This window comes from Amycolatopsis sp. NPDC004079, from assembly GCF_040610415.1.
GTDB classification, from domain to species: Bacteria; Actinomycetota; Actinomycetes; order Mycobacteriales; family Pseudonocardiaceae; genus Amycolatopsis; species Amycolatopsis halotolerans.
Window position 1 is genome coordinate 1 of the sequence record NZ_JBEXMH010000083.1, and the last position, 19779, is coordinate 19779.

Here is a 19779-nt window from a genome sequence, read left to right on the forward strand (position 1 = left end):
GGCGGGAAAGATGCCTTGACAAGCACCCCCAGACCGCAGGGAGGCTTCGTATCGGGGTGCGGGGGTGGGGCTGGGTGCCTCGATCGTTGGGTGCATCGGCTGCGGTTTCGGGTTGGGGCTAGCGCCCCAATGTGGCATTGGGTGCGTCAGATGCACCCAATGTGGCGTTGGGTGCGTGGGATGCACCCAATGTGGCGTTGGGGCGCATCGCGGCGACGGGTAGGCGGGCGGTCCGTGAAGGGCTCCTTGAGGGAATCAGATTCCCTCAAGGAGCCCTTCACGTCCCGAATTGCCGCAGTAGCGCGCTTAGCGGGGTGGTGGTGAAAGCGGGGAGGACTTGGTCTGCTTTGGCGAAGTCCAGAGATGCGGTGATGGGGTTTGGCACCGCGATGGTGGTGATTCGGGCTGCTTTCGCTGCGCTTACGCCGTGGGGTGAGTCTTCGAAGGCCAGGGCTTCTTCTGCGGTTACGCCCAGGGTGCGCAGGGCTGCCAGGTAGGTGTCTGGGTCTGGCTTTGGCTTGTGGCGGTCGCCCGTTTCTACCGCGGTGAAGCGGGAGGCCAGGCCTAGGCGTTCTAGTTGGCCGTGTACCCAGGTTCCGGACGAGCTTGAGGCGACGCCTAGCGCCAGACCACGGCGGGCGGCCTCGTCCAGGTAGTCGAGTACGCCTTCTCTTGGGCCGTCTTCGGCTAGGAGTTCGTGTACTCGGGCGCGCATGGTCGGGCGCAGGGTTTCCGGGTCGATGCCTGCTACTTGTTCGGCCAGGAGTTTGAACATCGTCGCTGCGGTGTTCTGGGTGCCGATTACTGTGTGCCAGACGTCCAGGGGCAGTTCGACTCCGTGTCCGGCGAACATTTCTTGCCAGGAGCGCAGTACCGCGGCTTCCGTGTCGGCTAAGGTGCCGTCGAAATCGAAGATCAATGCTCGCGTGGCCACGTTCCGCAGCTTGCCTCACCTGGTCCGCTGGCGGGGTCAGTTCGTGGCGAAGAACTCCGCCAGTACCGGGGCCAGTGCGGCGGTTTTCACCAGGTGCGTCTGGCCGGGGAGGGTGCGGTAGTCGGCGTTTGGCAGCTGGCTGGCTGCCGCCGCGACGCCGTTGCGCATCCACTCGGGGCTCTTGCCGCCGTCGAGGATGAGGGTGGGGGCGGTGATTCCGGACCAGCGGGCTTCGGGGAGCGGGCGGCCTGCTTGGTTGTCGTCCATGATCTGCGCGTCGTAGGCGAGGGTGTGGGCGACACGCTTCATGCGCGGCCACGCGGGCATCAGGCGCATCATGGTGACCATCAGGGCGGGCAGTCCTACGCCTTCGGTCATGAAGGTCTTGATCGCGTCGCCTGGTTTTCCGGCGGCCACGGCTGCTTCCAGTTTCGCCTGGTAGTCGGCGGGGACTCGCTTGCGGGTGCTGTCGACGACGAAGGGCGGTTCGTAGACCGCGACCTTCTTCACCGGCACGCCGCGGTGGGCGGCTTCCATCACCAGGGCCGCGCCGGAGGAGATGCCGTACAGGCCGATCTCGCCGCCGGCTTCCTTGGCCAGTGCGGCGATGTCTTCGATTTCGCGCTCGACGTCGTACGGGCTCGCGTCGCCGCTTTCGCCCCTGCCTCGGCGGTCGAAGGTGTAGACGGTGAAGCGGTCGGAGAGGGCCTTGGCGAGATCGTCGTTCGGGGTCGAGGTGCGGTAGCAGAGCGCGCCGTCGACGAGGACCAGCGCGGGGCCGGAGCCGGTGCGGGAGTAGGCGATCTGGGTGCCGTCGGCGGACGTGACGGTGGGCATGGTGTTCCTCCTCGGAGTGGTGCCGTGGGGAGAACTCTCGCATCCGACTAGTGCAGTTGTCAAGACAAAAAAATTGTTCGGTGGGATGTGGCGCTGTTGACGAGGGCGCGGGGCTGGGGTTAGGCGCTGCGTAGGGTGAGCAGGGCGATCTCGTTGGGGGCGAAGACCCGGAAGGGCGGGCCCCAGAAGCCGGAGCCGCGGCTGTTGTACAGCTGGGTCGGGCCGTGCCGGGTGAGGCCGGACAGGGTGGGCTGGTCGAGGCGGACCAGGAGGTGGAAGGGCCAGATCTGGCCGCCGTGGGTGTGGCCGGAGATCTGCAGGTCGACGTTTTCCTCGCGGGCCTGCGCGACCTGTTTGGGCTGGTGGGCCAGCAGAACGACGGGGACCTCGGGATCGGAGCCGTCGAGGGCGGCGGCCAGGTCGGGGCCGTGGCCGGGGAGGCCCGAGGCGGCTCCGGTGGGGTCGTCGATGCCGGCGAAGAGCAGGCGGGCGCCGTCGCGTTCGATCAGCGTTGAGCGGTTGTGCAGGGTGTCCCAGCCGAGGCTCGCCATGTGGTCGAGCCAGGCCTGGGCTTCGCCGAAGTACTCGTGGTTGCCGGTGATGTAGAACCGGCCGAGCGGCGCCTGGACGCCGCCGAGCGGGTCGACCTGCTTGCGCCGCTTGGCTACGGACCCGTCGGCGAGGTCCCCGGCGTGGCAGACGACGTCGGGCCGCAAGCGGTTCAGTTCGGCGACCAGGCGCTCGGACCAGCGGGTGCGGTCGAGCGGGCCGTAGTGGGTGTCAGTGATGACCGCGACGCGCAACCCGTCGAGCCCGGCGCCGAGCTTCGGCAGCACGACGTCGACCGCCTTCACCGGCGGCACCCGCATGGCGGTCCGGTTCCCGCTGACGAGCAGCACCGCCGCGACGGCGAGCGTGACCCCGGCTACGATCCGCGGCCGCGCGGGATCGTCCACTCCGGACACCAGCAGGACCAGTCGCAGCACGTGCGTGAGGACGCTCCAGGTGAACAGCACCCAGACGGCGCCGAGCGTGACGTCCCCGACCCGCGCGGCGGCGTCGCTCTGTTTCGGACCGTGCCCGAGGACCATGAGCACCGGAAAACTCAGCGCCGCTACGCCGAAAACGACCGTGCCGACGACGGTGCCCGCGACCGGCCAATCCGGCAGCAACACGAGCACCGACCACGGCTCGCCGAACAGCAAAAGCACCGCGGCGACCACGAAGGCAACCCGACGAACTCCAACCACGGTTCTCTTCCCTTCGCCCAGGTACTACCCAGCGTAGCCGCAGTCGGGGAGTGGGTGGCGGGGCGTGAGGGGGAGGGTGGGAGTGGTTTCGGTGGGTGGGGCGGTTGGTGCTGGGGCGGCGGCGGAGTTTTGCGGGCGGGTGCGCGGGACTTTCGGCGGCTGGTCGAGTGAGGCGGTGGTGGAGTTTTGTGGACGGGTGGGGCCGTCGGGGTGGGGTGGCGAGGCGGGTGCGCGGGATTTTTCGGCGGTGGCCCGGTCGAGTGAGGTGGCGGTGGAGTTTTGTGGACGGGTGGGGCCGTCGGGGTGGGGTGGCGATGCGGGTGCGCGGGATTTTTCGGCGGTGGCCCGGTCGAGTGAGGCGGTGGTGGAGTTTTGTGGACGGGTGGGGTGGCGAGGTGGGCACGCGGGGGTTTCGGCGGTTGGCCGCTTCCGGGCGGTGATGGAGTTCGGTGGGCGAGGTTCGGCGAGCGGGCGGGAACTCCGACGGCGGCCGGTTGGGCGAAGCCGCGTTCCGCAGGCTCTCGGGAAAGTGGCCGCTGTCGATCCCATCCGGCGGCCGTCTCCGGCAAGGACTGCGCGGATTCACCTCGCGTGGCTTAGGACGCGGCCCCGCCTGCGCGTTCTGGGAAAGGGATCCATCGCGGCCGGGCAAGGCGGGCTTAGCTCGCGTGCATCAGGACTCTCCGCGCCCCGCAAGCCAGCTCGCCACCGTTTCCTCCACGTCCAGCGGCCTCGCCCGCAGCACCGGGCCGTCCTGGGGCATCGCGTGGGTCTTGCGGATGCGGTCGTTCAGGTCTTCGACGATCTCCCGCACCTTGCGTTCGGAGCGGATTTTCGCCAGTTTCCCCGGCAGGTCTTGGATTTCGCGCGGTATGGCGAGTGACGGCGGCAGAAAAGCGGACCGGTCCAGGTCGCCTTCGCGGGCGCGGCGGACGGCCCAGTCGGTCGCCGCGTCGCGGCCGGTGGGGGGTGGCAGGGGTTTTCCGGTTCCTGGCAGGTCTTCGAAGTCGCCGCGGGCTTCGGCGTCGGCGATTTGCCGGTCGACCCACGTGCCGTACGACACGCCCGGTGGTTTGCGTTCCGTCACGGGAACCACCTCCCTCGCTCCCCAGCGTAGCGGCCCGCGAGCCGCCGCGGAGGGGACGAAGGTCCTGAAACGGCAGGTAAGATCCCACGCTGATGCGTACGAAGGCCGGGAGGGGACGCGATGATCGTCGAGCACGAGGGCGACGGTCCCGAGGCTGCGCGCGAGGAGGTCGCGCGCACGCTCGCCTTGTTGTGGCGCGACTGTACGGGTGCTCCGGAACCTTCAGCGCGCGGCAGGCGGCCGACGCTCACCGTCGAACGGATCATCGTGGCGGCCATCGCGGTCGCGGACGCCGAGGGGCTTGTCGCCACGTCGATGCACCGCGTGGCCAAGGAACTCGGGGCGGGCACGATGACGCTCTACACCTACGTTCCCGGCAAAACCGAGCTGATCGACCTCATGGTCGACACCGTTCTCCTCGAACGGAATCTCCCCGGGCCCGGCGAGCCCCGGCCGGAGGACTGGCGTGCGCAGGTTCGCGTTTACGCTGACCGGACGCGTGACATTTACCGGCGGCATCCGTGGCTCCGCGAGCGGTCTCGGGTGCGGCCCGCGCTCGGTCCGGGGCAGTTGGCCGGTCAGGAATATCTTCTGTCCATTATGGACGAGCTGGGTCTGCCTGCGTGTGAGGTTGTCGCGGCGGCCAGTTCTGTCGCGGGCTATGTGGACGCGAACGCGGCGGCCGAGGCGGAGAGTGTCCACTTGGAACAGACCACAGGACAGTCCAACGACGCGTGGTGGGGGCAGCGTTCTTCGTTCTGGTACACGTATTTCGACGTCGAATCCCACCCGGCGATGAACCGGACCTGGCTAGCCGGCGGGTTTGACAAGCCTTCGGCGAAGCAGGCGTCGGACGCGTCGGAGTTCGGATTGGACCGGCTGCTCGACGGGATCGCGGACCGGATCGGCCAGGTCGACAAGTAGGTTCACACGCTGGCGATAGCGTCGATTTCGCCGATCAGGTCCGGCCACAGTGGACGCGGCAGGTCGTGTCCCATACCCGCGTAGGTGACGAATTTCGCGCCGGGAATGGCGTCGGCGGTCGCGCGTCCGGCGCTCACTGGCTGCACGGGATCGGCTTCTCCGGTGATCACCAGGGTCGGTGCGCGTACTCCGGCCAGTTCCGCGCGCCGGTCGCCCAGGGCGTACATTGCCTTGCCCTGTCGGCGGAACGCGGCGAAATCGGTGCGGGTGTGGAAGGTTCGGCGGCCGACGTCGCGGATCCAGTCTTCGTCGTGCGGATAGCCGGGCGAGCCGACGATCCGGTAGATCCGGACGAGGTGCTCACCGGCGGATTCCGGGTCCTTGGGTCGTTTTCGGTGCAGGGCGGCGAATTTGACGAGCGTGCGGACCTTGCGCAGGTTCCATCGCTGGAGGTGGTCCGGCGCGGAGGACAGCGACGTCAGGCTCAGCACCCGTTCCGCCTGCCGGGTCGCCATCACCTGGGCGGTCATGCCGCCGAGGGAGACGCCGACGACGTGCGCGGCGGGCCAGCCGAGCGCGTCCAGCACGGCGGTTCCGTCCGCGGCGGAGTCGGCGAGGGTGTAGTCCGCGGTGGCGCGCGAGGATTGGCCAGCGTCGCGGTTGTCGTAGCGGGCGACGTGGAAACCCTTGTGTGTCAAGGATTCGCAGAACTCGTCCGGCCAGCCTTGCATCGGGGCGAGTCCACCTTGGATCAGCAGCAGCGGACGTCCTTCGGTGCCGAAGGTTTCGTACGCGAGGTCGATGTCGCCGTTGTGGGCGAACGAAACGCTCATGGAGTCCTCCGTGGATCGGGGAACACCGCGGCGAGGGTTCCGGCGAGCACGCCCGCGACGTCGGTGTCGGGATCGACGCCGCGGCGCAGGGCGAGTCCGCCGCTCAGCGCGCCGAGCAGCACGACCACCTGCGGCAGCGGAACGGCTGGCGTGATTCCCAGTCGTCGGCAGTGTTCGTCAAGTACGGCAACGATTTCTTCTTCGTGCTGCCGTTGCGCGGAGACGGCGGCCGCGGCGGTTTCGGGAAGTCTCGTCACGGCGGCGGCGAATTCGGCGGTCGTCCGGCTCCACCGGGCGGCTTCCTCGTCGTCGGCGATGGTTTTCGGGGTGAGAGCGGCGATCAGGTCGTCTCGGGTGGACGCCTTGCCGAGAGCAGTCCTGAGCAGGTCGAGGTGTGCTTCGGCGCGGGCGTCGATGATCGCCAGCCACACGCCTTCCTTGCCGCCGAAGTGCTTGTACACCGCGCCGCGCGTGTACCCGGCTTCCGCGGCGATCTCCTCCACGGTCGCGGCGAGGAACCCGCGCCGGACGAGCACCGTCCGTCCCGCTTCGATCAGCTTCTCGTGTGTGAGCTGCTGTTGTTCTGCCCGCGTCAGCCTGGTCAAGGCACACCCATTCGGTAACGCGACGTTTCTGGAAACACGACGTTACCAAAATGTGGGCGACTCAGGAACCCCCGAGCGCGAACTGGATCCCGGTCGCTTCCTCGGAAAGCGTCCACAACCGACGGCCCCGCAAGGGATCCCGCGAAGCGCCCATCGCTGTGCCCAACCGCGGCCGACCCACTCCGCCGAACGCCGGCCCGTAGTAGGAACCGCCGGTCGCGGCCGGATCGATCGCGGCCCGGACCGCGGGCCAAGCGCCGTGATCTTTGCCGTGCGTATAGGGCGCGAGCAGTCGCATCACCGGCACCGGCTTGGTGATTCCGGGGCGAGCGGGGCTGGTCCGCTCAAGGCTGAACCCCGGGTGCGCGAGGATCGCCTGCACCGGCGAACCCGCCGCACGCAGGCGCCGGTCGAGTTCCGTCGCGAACGATTGCACGGCGTGCTTCGACAGCGCATACGCACGAAAGTCCGAATACTTGTGCGAGCTCTGCAGATCGTCGAGGTCGTAGGGATACATCCGGGTGATCAGGCTGCCCGCCAGCACTACCCGCGCGGATGAGGCGGTCAGGACCGGCATCGCCAGCGCGGTGAGCGCGAAGTGGCCGAAATGATTGGTGCCGACCGCCAGCTCCAGGCCCTGTTTCGTCGTCCGGCGCACGGGACCGGGCGCGGTGATGCCCGCGTTTTCGGTCAGCGCGTCCACCCGGTCGAGACGTCCGAGCGCCTCGACGGCGGCCGGAATGGACTCCAGGTCGGCGAGGTCCAGCGGGATCGTGCTCAACGAAGCCGAACCGACGCGGGTGCGCACCATCTCGACGGCGGCGCGCAGCCGGGACGGGTCACGGCCCAACAGCGCGACGTGCGCCCCGGCGGCGGCCAGTTGCTCGGTGACGAAGTAGCCGATTCCGGCGTTGCCCCCGGTCACCGCGTAGGTCTTGCCCGCGAGGTCGGGCAAGTTCCGGGGATTCCACGCCACGATCGCCCCCCACAGTCCGGTTTCCGGTCGGTCCGGACTATACGAACGTCGCGGTCAGTGCGTCGGCGCGGCCTCCGTCGTGGTGCTGGAAGTCGTCGTGGTGGTCGACGTGGCCGGGTTCGCCGGGGCGGAGCTGGACGGCGTCGTGCTCGTCGGGGTGGTCGGCGTCGTCGGCGTGGTGCTCGTGGGCGTGGTGCTGGAAGGAGTGGTCGGCGTAGTGCTGGTCGGCTTCGCCGGAGTGTTGCTGCTCGGCGCGGTGCTGCTGCCGGGAAGCTGCGTCGGCGTGCCGGGCTGGTTCGGCTGCGCCGGGGCGACCGGCGGCGGGGTGGGCGGGGCGACGTCGCCGGCCGGGCTGCCCGCGGCGGCTTCGACCGCGCCGGGGCCGGGCGGGGCCCCGATCGGGACCTTGCTGTCCGGCAGGTTCGAGACGCCGTTCCGGTAACCGGTCGCGTACGCCATCACGGTGTCCACATAGGACTGCGAGTTGTTGTACCGGCGCACCGCGAGGCGCTGGTTGGCGTCGGTGGAGAGGTCCAGGCCTCCCGAGCACAGGTAGCGCGCGGTGGCGAGGGTCTCGTCGTAGATGTTGTTCGGGTCGGAGATGCCGTCGCCGTTGCCGTCGGAGGCGTACGACGCCCAGGTCGACGGGATGAACTGCATCGGGCCGACCGCGCGGTCCCACGTCGGGTCGCCGTCGTAGCGGCCGTGGTCGGTGTCGCGGATCGCGGCGAATCCGCCGGAACCGTCGAGGACCGGGCCGAGAATGCGTTCGAGGGTGTTGCCGCGGGCGTCGACGTAGCCGCCGCGCGCGTGGTTCGACTCGACCCGCCCGATGGCCGCGATCAGCGCCCAGTCGACGTGGCAGCCGGGCTGTTCGCGGGCCATGATGTCGGCCGCGTTGCGGTAGGCGCGCAGCATGCTGTCCGGGATGCCGAGCGGACCGGCGGTGGTGGCCGAGCCGGGGCCGTTCGGGTAGCCGGGGACGCCGAGCGCCTGCGGGACCGGCGGCTGCGGCAGGCTGCCGTCCACGCCGATCGGCGGGAGCGTGATGCCGGGCGGCAGGCCGGGGGAGTTCGGCGCGGACTGGGCGGCAGACGGCGGTTCCGCGGCGCGCAACGCCACCGGGATGCCGGACGACGTCACCGTCGGCAGCACCACGAGCGCGCCTCCGGCGAGGGCGGCGAAAGCCCGGCTCCGGGCGTTCCGTCCCTCCGGGCGGCGTCTGGCCATGCGTGTCTCCCCGTTCGTTCGGCCGGTCTGCGGCCAAGCTAGCGGATCTGCGCGCGATCCGGTGAGGGGTCGCCGGAATTCTGTCCGTTCCGGCCAACTTTCGTTCGTCTGGCATAAAACCTTCGGTGGGTTCCGGTCATCGGGGCTTAACCGGGATTTTGCTGAATAGGCCGAATGGAGCAATCCGTTCGTCGGGTCCACTGTGGACCCGAGGGCGCGTCACGCCGCCGGGCCGAATCGTTTCCGGTATTCCGACGGCGACAGCCCGGTGTGCCTGCGCAGCCGCAGCCGGAGGTTCGCGCCGGTGCCCAGCCCGGTGCGGGCGGCGATGCGGTCCAGACCATGTTCGCCGCGTTCGATGAGGCGGCGGGCCAGCGTGACGCGTTCGGCGGTGAGCCAGGCGAGCGGCGTCGTGCCCAGTTCGGCGCGGAACCGGCGGTGCAGCGTCGCGGCGCTGGTCGACGCACGCGCGGCGAGGTCGGTGACCGCGAGCGGTTGGTCGAGGTGCTGGCGCGCCCATTCCAGGATCGGTGCGAGCGAGGCGTCCGGAATCTCCGGCATCGGGCGTTCCACGAACTGTCGCTGGCCGCCCTCGCGATGTCCGGTGAAAACGAGGCGACGGCTTACCGTGTTGGCGATTTCCACGCCGTGGTCACGCTGGATTACATACAGCGACAGATCGAGTGCGGCCGCACTTCCGGCGGCAGTGAAAACTGTGCCGTCCTCGACGAAGAGGACGTCCGGCTCCAGCCGGACCCGTGGGTAGTGCGCGGTGAACGCCTCGGCCCACTGCCAGTGCGTGGTGGCGCGGCGATCGTCGAGCACGCCAGCCTGCGCCAGGGTGAACGCGCCGGTGCAGAAGCTCATCAACCGCGCGCCGCGGGCGTCCGCGCGCTGGATCGCGGCAATGACCTCCGGGTCGGCGGGGGTCTGCGGATCCGGGCGGTTCGGGACGATCACGGTGTCCGCGGCGTCGACCGCATCGAGGCCGGCGACGTCGGCGAGGGTGAAGAAGCCGAGGTGCATCCGGGCTTGCCCGCCGGGCGCCGCGAGCGCGAAGTCGTACCACGGCGTCGGCAGTTCCGGCCGGCGCAAGCCGAACAACTCCGTCGCGACGCCCATCTCGAACGGGTTCGAGCCGTCGCCGACGATCATCACGACGCGGTGCGAGGATCCTTTCGACATGTGCGATTCCTAGCACTCCCGGCCGCCGGAAACCAGGCCGAAGATCGAACTATGACAACTCAGCCCCTCGACCTGCGGGCGGTGCTCGCCGGGTTCGACGCGCCGTGGAGCCCGCGGATCGTCGCCAACGTCAACGATTACGACATCCGCCTCGCCCGGTTCGCCGGCGAGCACGTGTGGCACAAGCACGACAACACCGACGAGTTCTTCCTCGTCCTCGACGGCGCCATCGAGATCGGCCTGCGCGAAGCGGACGGCGAACGGACCGTGACACTGACGCGCGAGCAGGCGTTCGTGGTCCCGCGCGGCACGTTCCACAAGCCGTCGTCGAAGGAGGGCGCGGTAGTGCTGCTCGTGGAGCCCGCCGGGACGCTTTCGGTCGGCGACGAGCACGAGGAAGTGCCCGACACTGTCGACGTGACCGTCGGGCATCGCGTCTGACCTGCTGGGTTGCACCGTGGGACGGCGTACCCTCGCCGTCATGAAACGCACTTCCTTCGCGCAGTGGCCGTGCTCGATCGCCCGGACCATGGACCTGCTCGGGGACTGGTGGACGCCGCTGGTGCTGCGGGACGCGTTCTACGGCGTCCGCCGCTTCGACGAGTTCCAGCAGGCGCTCGGCATCGCACGCAACACCCTCGCCGACCGGCTGCGCAGGCTGGTCGACGAGGGTTTGCTGGAGAAGCGCGCCTACCAGGCCGAACCGGTGCGCTACGACTATGTGCTGACCGAGAAGGGCCGCGATTTCTGGAGCGTGCTGGCCGCGATGACGGCCTGGGGCGACCGGTGGCTGGCCACCGAAGCGGGTCCGCCGATCGTGCTGCACCACGACGCCTGCGGGCACGACACGACCGCGACCGTCGTGTGCGCCGACTGCGGCGAGCCGCTGTCGGCGGACGACACCCGGATGCGGCGCGGTCCCGGCTTCCCCGAGCGCCTGGCGCAGCGCCCCGACGTCCAAGCGCGGTTCGCGCCCCAGGAGTAGCGGTACGTGAGGGGAACCCTGAGGGAATCAGATTCCCTCAGGGTTCCCCTCACGGCTTTTGGCCTCCGTGGTGATTGACAGGGTCAGTCTTGTTACGCAACTATGCTGGTCGAGACGCCAACGGAGGAGGACTCGCCATGGAGTGGACCGGCGCGCGGTACGCGGACGCCCCGACCGTGCAGGTGGACGCGTGGATCGACGGCACGCCCGAGCAGGTCTGGCGGTTCGCCTCGGACGTCGTGCTCATGCCGGAGCTGAGCGGCGAACTGCAGGCGGTCCGGTGGTGCGACGAAGGTTCGACACCGGCGCTCGGACGGTCCTTCGTCGGGCACAACCACCACAAGATGCGCGGCGACTGGGAAACCACCTCCTACATCGTCGAATGCGAGGAACCGCGCGTCTTCGCCTGGGCGGTCAGCGACCCGGCCAATCCGACCGCGGTCTGGCGGTTCACCCTCGCCCCGGAGAACGGCGGCACGCGGCTCACGCAGTGGGCGCAGATGGGACCGGGACCGTCCGGCGTGACCGAGGTGATCGCGCGGATGCCGGAGAAGGAACAGAAGATCGTGCACGTCCGGCTGAGCGAGTTCGAGGCCTCGATGACCGCCACACTCGGCGCGATCAAGGACCGCGTGGAGACCGCCGGATGATGCGCACGGCCACCACCGTCGAGGCGTCCTCCGGCTGGCCCGGCACCCGGGATTTCGTGCTGGAGGCGGAAAAACTGGGTCTCGACGAATGCTGGGTGGCCGAGGCGTGGGGCTCGGACGCGCCGTCGGTGCTCGGCTATCTCGCCGCGCGCACGGACAAGATCCGGCTCGGTTCCGGCATCATGCAGCTCGGCGTGCGCACGCCGGTCGCGCTCGCGCAGGCCGCGCTCACGCTCGCCGAGATGTCCGGCGGACGGTTCGCGCTGGGCCTCGGGCCGTCCGGTCCGCAGGTGATCGAGGGGTTGCACGGGGTGCCGTTCGCGCGGCCGTTGACCCGGATGCGCGAGACGGTGCGGATCATCCGCAGCGCGTTCGCCGGGGAGAAGATCTCCTTCGCTGGCAAGGCTTTCCAGATTCCGTTGCCCGGCGAGTCCCGCCCGATGCGGCTGTCGACGACGCCGAACGAGGACATCCCGATCTACCTGGCCACGCTGTCGCCGCGGATGCTGGAGCTCACCGGCGAACTCGCCGACGGCTGGCTGGGCACGAGCTTCGTCCCCGAGGGCGCCGACGCGTACTTCCGGCATCTCGACGCCGGGCTCGCGAAAGCGGGCCGGAGCCGCAGTGATCTCGTGGTGTGCCAAGGCGCTGAGGTCGCGTTCGCGTCCGATGAGGACGAACTGCGCCCCATGGTTGCCGGGCGGAAGAAGGAACTGGCCTTTTCGCTGGGCGGCATGGGTTCGGCGAGCACGAACTTCTACCACGACGCCTACAGCAGGCAGGGCTGGGCCGAGGTCGCCGCTGAAGTGCGGGAACGCTGGCAGTCCGGCGACCGCGACGGCGCGGCCGGGCTGGTGACCGACGAGATGGTCCTCGCGACGACGCTGATCGGCACCGAGGACATGGTCCGCGCGCGGCTGAAGGTGTGGCGCGCGGCCGGAGTCGACACGGTCCGGCTGTATCCGGCGGGCGACACGCTGGAAAACCGCCTGGCAACGCTCGGCCGGGCACTCGAGTTGGTAACGGAAGTGCCCTGACAGACCAATGATTGGGCCATCTGGCTGCGTCGGCAGGTCCGGCTGCGCCATAGTGTCGGCGATCCCGAACACCAAGGAGTCGCTCGATGCGCAAGATCGTGTCCACCCTGTTCGTCTCGCTTGACGGCGTGGTCGAGGCGCCGGACCAGTGGTCGCTCTCGTACTGGAACGAGGAGCTCGAACACGCGGTGGGCGACGGCATGGCGGACGCCGACGCGATGTTGCTGGGCCGCGTGACCTACGAGGGCTTCGCCGAGGCGTGGCCCGGCCGCACGGACGACCCGGGCGCGGAGTTCATGAACAGCGTGCCGAAGTACGTCGCGTCCACCACCCTGACCGCGACGGACTGGCACAACACGACCCTCCTGCGCGGCGACCTCGGCGAGGCGATCGCGGAGCTGAAGTCCAGCGAGGGCGGCGACATCATGACCAGCGGAAGCACGACGCTGGTGCGGTGGCTCCTGTCGCACGGGCTGGTGGACGAGCTGACCCTGCTGCAGTACCCCGTGGTGGTCGGCAAGGGCCGTCGGTTGTTTCCGGAGGAGGGGCCGCAGCTGGACTTCCGGCTGGCGGACACGACGGCGTTCCGCAACGGGGTGCTGCGGTTGGCTTACCGGCCTTCGGACGACTGACTATCCAAAGAGGACGGTGTGCGAAGCCCCGAATCCCGGCTCGCTGAGCAGGATTCGGGGCACCTGCGGGTTATTCCGCCAGGCGGGCGCCGCGCCGCCAGATGGCGCGGGTGTTGAGCGTGTCGCTGATGTCGCGGGTCGGGTCGCCGTCGACCAGCAGCAGGTCGGCGCGGAGTCCCTCGGCGACGCGGCCCCGGTCGCTGAGCCGGAAGCGGCGGGCGGTCGTCGCGGTGGCTGCCCGCAAGGCGCGTTCGGGCGTGAGACCGGCTTCCACGAGGTACTGCAGTTCGTGGTGCAGGCTCGCTCCGTGTGCGAGGCCGCCGAAGAACTTCTCGGGCATGGAGACGTCGGTGCCAGCCAGCACGTCGACACCAGCGGCATCGAGCGCGCGGACGGTGCTGTACACGTCTTCGAGCTTGCCCTGCGGGTAGCGGTTGTAGCTGGAGCGCAGGGTTTCGGTCCACTTGTCGTCGAGACGAGCGGCGACCCGGGGATCGTCGGCGAGCGCGCTGCCGGTGATGCCCATCAGCGAGGCGTTGAGGCTGATGCAGGGAACGACGAACATCCCCGCGTCCTTGACGAGGCTGATGATCTCGGCGGTGTGCGGCTGGTCCATGAAGACGTGGGCGAGACCGTCGATGCCCGCCTCGACAGCCATTCTGGTCGCCTCGACGGTCAGCGCGTGGGCCACGGTGAGCGCGCCGTACTTTTTGGCTTCCGCGACCCCGGCGTTGATGGTGGCCTGGTCGAGACACGGCAGTCCCGGGTGCCCCTCCACGCTGCCGTCGTCGATCATGAATTTGATGAAGTCTGAACCTCTGGCGAGGAGTTGGGGGACGAAGGCTGCCGCTTCCTCGGGCGTGGTGGAGAACGGCATCACGGGCAGCACCGGCGGGAGGTCCCACTTCGGCCGGAATCCCTCGGGCATCAGCTCGCTGGGGTGACCTCCCGGCGGGGTGATGCCGAAGCCAGCGGACCGCACGTCGGCGACGGTGTCGTCGTCGGTGATGTGGCCCCGGTTCTCCCGGGTGTTCATCCCCTGCATCTCCAGTTCGGTGGTCACCCCGAACCGCAGGGCCAGCGCCAGCGAGCCCGGGGCGGAGTGCACGTGGGCGTCGATGAGCCCCGGCAGCAGGGTCGCGCCGGTGCCGTCGACGGTTTCGCTGCCCCGGGGGATCTCGCCGCCGACCTGGGTGATCCTCGTGCCGTCGAGGACCACTGTCTGCACGCCGAGGGACTTCTCCCCGTCGAAGACCCGGGCGTTGGCGATGGCGGTGCGCGTCATGGTGGTTCGTCTCGTTTCCTTGCATCGGGTATTTACATACCTAATGCTATGTACTTGCCCTGAGGTATGCAAATGGGCGGGTGCCGCCTAGGATCAAGCGCATGAGCAGCTCTCCCGACTCGGTGCTGGACCAGATCGGCCCGGCGCTGTCCCGGTTGCGGCGGCGCACTCCGGCGTCGAACAAGGACTTGTCGCGCAATCTCGTGCTCAATGTGATCGCCGACGCGCCGGACGAGACGACGGTCGGTGGCCTCGCCGTCGAGATGGGTGTCGCGCAGCCGGTGGCCAGCCGGACTGTCGCCGCGTGCATCGCCGACGGGCTGCTCCGCCGGGCGGCATCGCAGGCTGATGGACGCCGTACCGTTCTCGAACTCACCAAGCAGGGCGAGGCGGAACGGAAACGTTTCGCCGCCGAACAGCGAAAGGCGTTCGAGGAGATCACGGCTGGCTGGTCGGCGGAGGAACAGGTCCAGTTCGCTCGTCTGCTGACCCGCTACGGTGCCGATGCCGCGGAGTGGTCCAGGAAGCAGGCCGTGAGCCGGGACTGACGGGGAGACGTCTGATGGCGAAGATTCGGTGTATGTGCGGGAACATCGTCAGGGACGACGACCCGCACGACACGATGTACTTCCTGACTGATGACGAGTTCGACGTCGAGGCTTCCGGCAGCACGTTGTTCGGCAAAGCCACCCGGGTCGTGCGCTGCCCGGAATGCGAGCGGCTCTGGATCTGGGCGGACGACGGCGTCCTGACCGAATACGTAAAGGGCGAGGTGATCCGCCCCGACGAGCCGTAGCCGGGTCAGTTCACCTGCCGCCCCTGCCCCTCCCAGAACGGCTGGCGCAGCTTGAACTTCTGGATCTTCCCGGTCGCCGTCCGCGGCAGTTCCTCGAGGAATTCCACGCGCTTCGGGCATTTGTACCCGGCCAGGTGCTGGCGGCAGTGCGTGATCAGCTCGTCCGCCGTCACCTCGGTCCCGTCCGTCACCACCAGCGCCGTGACCAGTTCGCCCCATTTCTCGTCCGGGATGCCGATCACCGCGACCTCCCGGACGGCCGGGTGCGAGTTCAGCGCGTCTTCCACCTCGATCGACGACACGTTCTCGCCGCCGGTGATGATGACGTCCTTCTTGCGGTCGGCGATGGTCAGGTAGCCGTCGGTGAAGGTGCCGCCGTCGCCGGTGTGGAACCAGTTGCCTTCCTGCACCTGCGCGGTCTCGTCCGGGTTTTCCCAGTAGCCGTCGAGGTTGTGGTTGCTTTGGGTGAGGACCTCGCCGTCGGTGTCGATCGTGACGCGGACGCCGAGGGCCGGGGCTCCGGCGCGGCCAAGGAGCTTCGCCTGCTCGTGCGGGTCCAGGTCGGCCCATTCGCTGCGGAAGCGGTTCACCGTGACCAGCGGCGAAGTCTCGGTCAGGCCGTAGATCTGGATGAACTCCCAGCCGAGTTCCGCGCGCACGCGTTCGATGGTCCGGGTCGGTGGCGGCGCGCCGGCCACCACGATCCGGACTCGATCGCGGCCGGGGATTTCGCCGTCCCAGGAGGCGGCGCCGTCCAGGGCCGCGGTGACGACGGCGGGGGCGGCGCACATGATCGTCACGCCGTGCTCCTGTACGCGGCGCAGGATTTCGGTGCCGTCCACCTTGCGGAGCACGATGTGCCGTCCGCCGAGGCCGGTCACCGCGTACGGCATTCCCCAGCCGTTCGCGTGGAACATCGGCAGGGTGTGCAGCAGGACGTCGTTGTCGCTGAGCGTGGTGTGCAGACCGAAAGTTGTTGCGTTGAGCCACAAATTGCGGTGCGTGAGCTGGACGCCCTTCGGCCGCGCGGTGGTGCCGGAGGTGTAGTTGATCGTGGCGGTCGCGGATTCGTCGGCGTTCCACGGGCGCGGTTCGCCGTCGCCGCCCCAGATCTTGTCGTCGTCCTCGCCGAGGACGAACACGTGCTTCGCGGTTACGCTGTCCAGCAACGGTTTCAGCTCGGGGTCGATCATCAGGACCTCGGCCCCGGAATGCTCGACGATGTACCGGACCTCGGCGGCGGCGAGGCGGAAATTCACCGGCACCAGGACGCGGCCCCAGCCGGAGACGCCGAAGAACGACGTCAGCAGCCGCGCGGAGTTGTGCGAGACGATGGCGACCCGGCCGCCGACGGGAACGCCGAGCGCGTCGAGGTTCGCCGCCTGCGCGCGGGCGCGGCGGGCGAGTTCGCGGTAGGGCACCGAGCCCCAGGACTCCGCGGGCTGGGCGGGTTCGTCCACCACCGCGATCCGGTCCGGGTACACCGTTTCGGCGCGGTCGAGGAAGTCGCGGACACTCAGGTCATAGAACACGGGGCGATCCCTTCGCGTCAGCGGGCCGCACTGCCCGCGCGGGTGATTTTCGCTCACCGCCTCGGATACAGCCACCCCACATGGAGGGTGTCTCCGATGTGGACCGGGACGAGTCGGCGGGTGGCCTTACGGGGCCGGGTCTGCGCGTACCTCGGGATCGAACACCGCCACGTCCTAGCGCAGCAGCCCGGCGGCGCGGGCCCGGTTCACCGCCTGCACCCGGTTCGACACCGCCAGCTTCCGCATCGCGTGCTTGAGATACGACTTGACCGTATTGGGCAGCAGGCCGAGCCGGTCGGAGATCTCGTCGTTCGTGCAGCCCTCGCTGACCAGCCGCAGCACGTCGACCTCGCGCGGGGTCAGCGCGACGCCGGGCAGGTCCAGTTCCGGACGCAGCCGTTCGCACACCGCGAGCAGCCGCTGCCGGGCGCTTTCGTCGTGGATCGACCCGGCGATGGCGGTCAGTTCCGCGTGCAGGTCGCCGCGTTCGGCCGCGGGGACGACCGACGGCGCGGCCAGCCGTCTCTGTACCTCTTCTTCGACCTCGATGTCACGTCCCAGCCGAGTCGCCACCGCGGTCGCCGCGTGCAACAGCCGGTCGCCGAACGTGATCGAATCCCGCGACGCGGCATACAGCACCGCGCGCGTGGTCTCGCCGACGCGCACCGGCAGGGCCACCATCGCGCGCAGCTGTTCGGGCGCCACCGCGTGGTCGTATTTGTGTGTGATGCCCTGTGCGTTGAGATAGTCGACGACCGTTGACGGCCGGGCCAACGCCACCGCTTTGCCGCCGAGCCCGGCCCCGGTGTCGACCTGCACGTGCTGCATCGACCGGGTGGCGGTGCCGCGCAGCTGGTCGATGACGTGCGAGCGGGAAGCCGCCGACACCGGTCCGCCCATCGCGACCGGCAGCTCGGTGGCGATTTGCAGTGCTTTGAGCGCGCCGGCGACCAGGGGGCTGGCCGTCAGCGCGAGCCGGCCCGGAGGCGTCATGGGCACCGTCCCGCTTCACTCGACCTTGTTGGGTGGACGTCCACGTTACGCGTTGCGTCGCGTTCGGACTACTCGTGTGGTTCGGTGGCACACGTGGCAACCTCGGATTTCGATACCGTCGCCGACCGGCTCTACGCAGGTGAGCCGGCCGACTTCGTCGCGGAGCGCACCGCGGCCGCCCGCGCGGCGAAGGAAGCGGGCGACGTCGAGCTGGCGCGCCGGATCCGCGCGCTGCGCAAGCCGACCGCGGCCGCGGCGTACGTCAACCGCCTGGCGCGCGACGGTTCCGCACCGCTGTCCGAGCTCGCGTCGATCGGCGAGAAGCTGCGCGACGCGCACGAGCAGCTCGACGGCTCCCGGCTGCGCGAACTGGCGCATCAGCGGGCGGAGCTGATGCAGCGGATCGTGCGGGACGCGTCCGGCTTGAGCGATTCGGTCGAACGCGAGGTGGAGGAAACACTGGAGGCGATCGTCGCGGACGCCGACGTCGCCCGCCTGGCGCTGGCCGGACGGCTGACGTCGAAGGCCCGCCAGGACGCCGACCGCTGGCTGTCGCTGCCGACGAATCCCGCGCCCGCCAAGAAGACCCGACAGTCCGAAAAGGACCGGAAGGCCGAGGAGGAAGCCCGGGTTCGCGCACTGGAACGACGCCAGGCGGTCCGGGCGCGAGCGGAGGCCGAGCGGAATCTGCAGCGCGCGGAGCGGACAGCCGAACAGGCCGACGAACGGGTGACCGAATTGCGGGAACGGCTCGCCGAGGCTGAGCAACGCGCCACCCGGGCGGCCGACGAGCTGACCAAGGCGCAGAAGACGTTCGAGGAAGCGGACGATGCGGTTCAGCGGTCTTGAGGCGTGGCCTGTGCGCGCAGGTCCGTGAGGGGAACCCTGAGGGAATCTGAGTCCCTCAGGGTTCCCCTCACGGACGACAAAGCCCGCCAGCGCCCGGAGCTAGGCGCGGCTGATTTCCTTTCCCGCACACCACACCGTCCGAATCGCCCGGGTCGCCGAAAGATCAGCCACCGGATCGCCCTCGATGAGCACCAGATCCGCCCGCAGTCCGGGCCGGATCTCGCCTCGGTCAGTCAGCCCGAACGCCCGCGCCGGGCCGGTTGTCGCGGCGCGCAGGATCTCCGCCGGGCTCAACCCCGCCTCGGCCAGCAGCTCGAACTCGTGATGCAGACTCGCCCCGTGCGGGATCTCGGCCGGGGCTCCGGGCTGGACGTTGGCATCGGTCCCGGCGAGGATTTCGACTCCGGCAGCATGCAAAGCGGCCGCGTTGGCCACGAAATCCCCAGCAGCGCCAGCGAAGTAGGGGAGCGCCGCCTCCATCATGGTGAGCGTCGGAACCGCCGTCTGCCCAGCGGCTTTCATCGCTGCGACGTCCTCGTCGGCGATCCGGCCGATTACTGGCACATGCGTCACGAACCGCGCTCCGGTCGCCACCGCCAAGTGGTACGCGCCGGGCGTAGCCGCGTGCAGGACGGTGTTCAGTCCCCGCTCCCGCGCCGCGTCGACCAGCGCCTGCAGCGCCTCCGCAGGTGGCCCGCCGTCACCGGGAGCCTCCGCGACGCCCTTGACGTAATCGGACCCTTCCGCGACCCGATCCTCGACGAACCGGACAGCGGCCTCCACGGTGGTCACGATCGCGGACTGGGGCATCCCCGGAATCCGGGCGTGCATGCCGTCCGGGCCGATCGCGGGCGGACCGGCGCTGCGGAAATCCGCCGGGCCAGCCGATCGCAGCGCGGTCACCCGAGAGGCGGGGAAACAAGCCATGTCCAGCCCGGTCGTGACGCCCCACGCCGCGAGGTCGGCCAGTTGCTCAGGTTCGGTCAGATGGACGTGCGCGTCGATGAACCCGGGCAGCAGCGTCGCCCCGGCGGCATCGATTTCCCGTGCCCCGGCGGGATCTGTGCCGAGCACCGGCCCGTCGATCACGACGGTGCGCGGTTCGCTGAGCCCTCGCCCGTCGAAGACGCGCGCGTTGCGCAGAGCGGTCTTGGCCACG

The 19779-nt window shown here is 69.4% G+C and carries 22 protein-coding genes; 9 read left to right on the forward strand and 13 right to left on the reverse strand.

What is annotated here, in order from left to right; all coding sequences use genetic code 11:
- Positions 1-277: 277 nt before the first annotated feature.
- From ABZX37_RS43650 to ABZX37_RS43665, 4 genes are all read right to left on the reverse strand, one after another.
- Positions 278-934 carry an HAD-IA family hydrolase gene (locus tag ABZX37_RS43650; RefSeq protein ID WP_354750013.1) on the reverse strand — a complete coding sequence of 219 codons (657 nt, stop codon included), beginning with the start codon at positions 932-934 and terminating at the stop codon, positions 278-280.
- Positions 935-970: 36 nt separating this feature from the next.
- Complete coding sequence (locus ABZX37_RS43655) at positions 971-1771, reverse strand: alpha/beta hydrolase (protein WP_354750015.1); 801 nt, start codon at positions 1769-1771, stop codon at positions 971-973.
- A gap of 119 nt (positions 1772-1890) precedes the next feature.
- Positions 1891-3021: a metallophosphoesterase gene (locus ABZX37_RS43660; RefSeq protein WP_354750017.1), complete on the reverse strand. Its 1131-nt coding sequence runs from the start codon at positions 3019-3021 to the stop codon at positions 1891-1893.
- A gap of 673 nt (positions 3022-3694) precedes the next feature.
- Positions 3695-4108, reverse strand: a complete 414-nt coding sequence (locus tag ABZX37_RS43665; protein ID WP_354750019.1) for a DUF1992 domain-containing protein — start codon at positions 4106-4108, stop codon at positions 3695-3697.
- Between the two features lie 120 nt (positions 4109-4228).
- Between ABZX37_RS43665 and ABZX37_RS43670 the strand changes: the two genes are divergently transcribed.
- On the forward strand, positions 4229-5032 hold the full coding sequence (locus ABZX37_RS43670; RefSeq protein WP_354750020.1) for a TetR/AcrR family transcriptional regulator: 804 nt from the start codon (positions 4229-4231) through the stop codon (positions 5030-5032).
- Between the two features lie 2 nt (positions 5033-5034).
- Here ABZX37_RS43670 and ABZX37_RS43675 read toward each other — a convergent pair whose 3' ends face one another.
- The 5 genes from ABZX37_RS43675 to ABZX37_RS43695 form a co-directional block, all read right to left on the reverse strand.
- Entirely contained in the window at positions 5035-5865 is an 831-nt protein-coding gene (locus ABZX37_RS43675) for an alpha/beta hydrolase (RefSeq protein WP_354750022.1), read from the reverse strand.
- Complete coding sequence (locus ABZX37_RS43680) at positions 5862-6470, reverse strand: TetR/AcrR family transcriptional regulator (RefSeq protein ID WP_354750024.1); 609 nt, start codon at positions 6468-6470, stop codon at positions 5862-5864. The genes ABZX37_RS43675 and ABZX37_RS43680 overlap by 4 nt, the downstream gene beginning before the upstream one ends.
- A gap of 61 nt (positions 6471-6531) precedes the next feature.
- The gene (locus ABZX37_RS43685; protein WP_354750026.1) at positions 6532-7446 is read right to left on the reverse strand and encodes an SDR family NAD(P)-dependent oxidoreductase; all 915 of its coding nucleotides are present in this window, start codon (positions 7444-7446) and stop codon (positions 6532-6534) included.
- Positions 7447-7500: 54 nt separating this feature from the next.
- Positions 7501-8676 carry a lytic murein transglycosylase gene (locus ABZX37_RS43690; protein WP_354750028.1) on the reverse strand — a complete coding sequence of 392 codons (1176 nt, stop codon included), beginning with the start codon at positions 8674-8676 and terminating at the stop codon, positions 7501-7503.
- Positions 8677-8895: 219 nt separating this feature from the next.
- Positions 8896-9861 (reverse strand): helix-turn-helix domain-containing protein, encoded by a 966-nt coding sequence (locus ABZX37_RS43695; protein WP_354750030.1) that lies wholly within the window; start codon positions 9859-9861, stop codon positions 8896-8898.
- 51 nt (positions 9862-9912) lie between these two features.
- On the opposite strand from ABZX37_RS43695, the gene ABZX37_RS43700 reads away from it, so the two are divergent.
- The 5 genes from ABZX37_RS43700 to ABZX37_RS43720 all read left to right on the forward strand — a co-directional run bounded on the left by ABZX37_RS43700 (position 9913) and on the right by ABZX37_RS43720 (position 13165).
- On the forward strand, positions 9913-10302 hold the full coding sequence (locus ABZX37_RS43700) for a cupin domain-containing protein (protein ID WP_354750032.1): 390 nt from the start codon (positions 9913-9915) through the stop codon (positions 10300-10302).
- 40 nt (positions 10303-10342) lie between these two features.
- Positions 10343-10846: a helix-turn-helix domain-containing protein gene (locus ABZX37_RS43705; RefSeq protein WP_354750034.1), complete on the forward strand. Its 504-nt coding sequence runs from the start codon at positions 10343-10345 to the stop codon at positions 10844-10846.
- 137 nt (positions 10847-10983) lie between these two features.
- Entirely contained in the window at positions 10984-11496 is a 513-nt protein-coding gene (locus ABZX37_RS43710) for an SRPBCC family protein (protein ID WP_354750035.1), read from the forward strand.
- The gene (locus ABZX37_RS43715; RefSeq protein WP_354750076.1) at positions 11496-12533 is read left to right on the forward strand and encodes an LLM class flavin-dependent oxidoreductase; all 1038 of its coding nucleotides are present in this window, start codon (positions 11496-11498) and stop codon (positions 12531-12533) included. Before ABZX37_RS43710 ends, ABZX37_RS43715 begins: the two co-directional genes overlap by 1 nt.
- 86 nt (positions 12534-12619) lie before the next feature.
- Positions 12620-13165 carry a dihydrofolate reductase family protein gene (locus ABZX37_RS43720; RefSeq protein ID WP_354750037.1) on the forward strand — a complete coding sequence of 182 codons (546 nt, stop codon included), beginning with the start codon at positions 12620-12622 and terminating at the stop codon, positions 13163-13165.
- 70 nt (positions 13166-13235) lie between these two features.
- Here the strand turns inward: ABZX37_RS43720 and ABZX37_RS43725 are convergent, their stop codons facing one another.
- Positions 13236-14450, reverse strand: a complete 1215-nt coding sequence (locus ABZX37_RS43725; protein ID WP_354750039.1) for an amidohydrolase family protein — start codon at positions 14448-14450, stop codon at positions 13236-13238.
- A gap of 101 nt (positions 14451-14551) precedes the next feature.
- Between ABZX37_RS43725 and ABZX37_RS43730 the strand changes: the two genes are divergently transcribed.
- Both ABZX37_RS43730 and ABZX37_RS43735 read left to right on the forward strand, forming a co-directional pair.
- Positions 14552-14998 carry a MarR family winged helix-turn-helix transcriptional regulator gene (locus tag ABZX37_RS43730; RefSeq protein WP_354750041.1) on the forward strand — a complete coding sequence of 149 codons (447 nt, stop codon included), beginning with the start codon at positions 14552-14554 and terminating at the stop codon, positions 14996-14998.
- A 14-nt stretch (positions 14999-15012) separates the two neighbouring features.
- Positions 15013-15246, forward strand: coding sequence for a hypothetical protein (locus tag ABZX37_RS43735; RefSeq protein WP_354750043.1), 234 nt, complete (start codon positions 15013-15015; stop codon positions 15244-15246).
- A gap of 5 nt (positions 15247-15251) precedes the next feature.
- Here the strand turns inward: ABZX37_RS43735 and ABZX37_RS43740 are convergent, their stop codons facing one another.
- Both ABZX37_RS43740 and ABZX37_RS43745 read right to left on the reverse strand, forming a co-directional pair.
- Positions 15252-16778: an AMP-binding protein gene (locus tag ABZX37_RS43740; RefSeq protein ID WP_354750045.1), complete on the reverse strand. Its 1527-nt coding sequence runs from the start codon at positions 16776-16778 to the stop codon at positions 15252-15254.
- 174 nt (positions 16779-16952) lie between these two features.
- Positions 16953-17771: a LuxR C-terminal-related transcriptional regulator gene (locus ABZX37_RS43745; protein ID WP_354750047.1), complete on the reverse strand. Its 819-nt coding sequence runs from the start codon at positions 17769-17771 to the stop codon at positions 16953-16955.
- Between the two features lie 93 nt (positions 17772-17864).
- Between ABZX37_RS43745 and ABZX37_RS43750 the strand changes: the two genes are divergently transcribed.
- Complete coding sequence (locus ABZX37_RS43750) at positions 17865-18620, forward strand: hypothetical protein (protein ID WP_354750049.1); 756 nt, start codon at positions 17865-17867, stop codon at positions 18618-18620.
- Positions 18621-18719: 99 nt separating this feature from the next.
- Here the strand turns inward: ABZX37_RS43750 and ABZX37_RS43755 are convergent, their stop codons facing one another.
- Positions 18720-19778 (reverse strand): amidohydrolase family protein, encoded by a 1059-nt coding sequence (locus ABZX37_RS43755; protein WP_354750051.1) that lies wholly within the window; start codon positions 19776-19778, stop codon positions 18720-18722.
- Position 19779: the final 1 nt, after the last annotated feature.

Excerpts from the sequence above, each read along its gene's own strand:
- ABZX37_RS43670 (WP_354750020.1), top strand. The coding sequence starts at position 4,229 with ATGATCGTCGAGCACGAGGGCGACGGTCCCGAGGCTGCGCGCGAGGAG.
- ABZX37_RS43715 (WP_354750076.1), top strand. The coding sequence starts at position 11,496 with ATGCGCACGGCCACCACCGTCGAGGCGTCCTCCGGCTGGCCCGGCACC.
- ABZX37_RS43725 (WP_354750039.1), bottom strand. The coding sequence starts at position 14,450 with ATGACGCGCACCGCCATCGCCAACGCCCGGGTCTTCGACGGGGAGAAG.
- ABZX37_RS43690 (WP_354750028.1), bottom strand. The coding sequence starts at position 8,676 with ATGGCCAGACGCCGCCCGGAGGGACGGAACGCCCGGAGCCGGGCTTTC.
- ABZX37_RS43720 (WP_354750037.1), top strand. The coding sequence starts at position 12,620 with ATGCGCAAGATCGTGTCCACCCTGTTCGTCTCGCTTGACGGCGTGGTC.
- ABZX37_RS43745 (WP_354750047.1), bottom strand. The coding sequence starts at position 17,771 with ATGACGCCTCCGGGCCGGCTCGCGCTGACGGCCAGCCCCCTGGTCGCC.
- ABZX37_RS43705 (WP_354750034.1), top strand. The coding sequence starts at position 10,343 with ATGAAACGCACTTCCTTCGCGCAGTGGCCGTGCTCGATCGCCCGGACC.
- ABZX37_RS43735 (WP_354750043.1), top strand. The coding sequence starts at position 15,013 with ATGGCGAAGATTCGGTGTATGTGCGGGAACATCGTCAGGGACGACGAC.
- ABZX37_RS43695 (WP_354750030.1), bottom strand. The coding sequence starts at position 9,861 with ATGTCGAAAGGATCCTCGCACCGCGTCGTGATGATCGTCGGCGACGGC.
- ABZX37_RS43675 (WP_354750022.1), bottom strand. The coding sequence starts at position 5,865 with ATGAGCGTTTCGTTCGCCCACAACGGCGACATCGACCTCGCGTACGAA.
- ABZX37_RS43700 (WP_354750032.1), top strand. The coding sequence starts at position 9,913 with ATGACAACTCAGCCCCTCGACCTGCGGGCGGTGCTCGCCGGGTTCGAC.
- ABZX37_RS43710 (WP_354750035.1), top strand. The coding sequence starts at position 10,984 with ATGGAGTGGACCGGCGCGCGGTACGCGGACGCCCCGACCGTGCAGGTG.
- ABZX37_RS43730 (WP_354750041.1), top strand. The coding sequence starts at position 14,552 with ATGAGCAGCTCTCCCGACTCGGTGCTGGACCAGATCGGCCCGGCGCTG.
- ABZX37_RS43655 (WP_354750015.1), bottom strand. The coding sequence starts at position 1,771 with ATGCCCACCGTCACGTCCGCCGACGGCACCCAGATCGCCTACTCCCGC.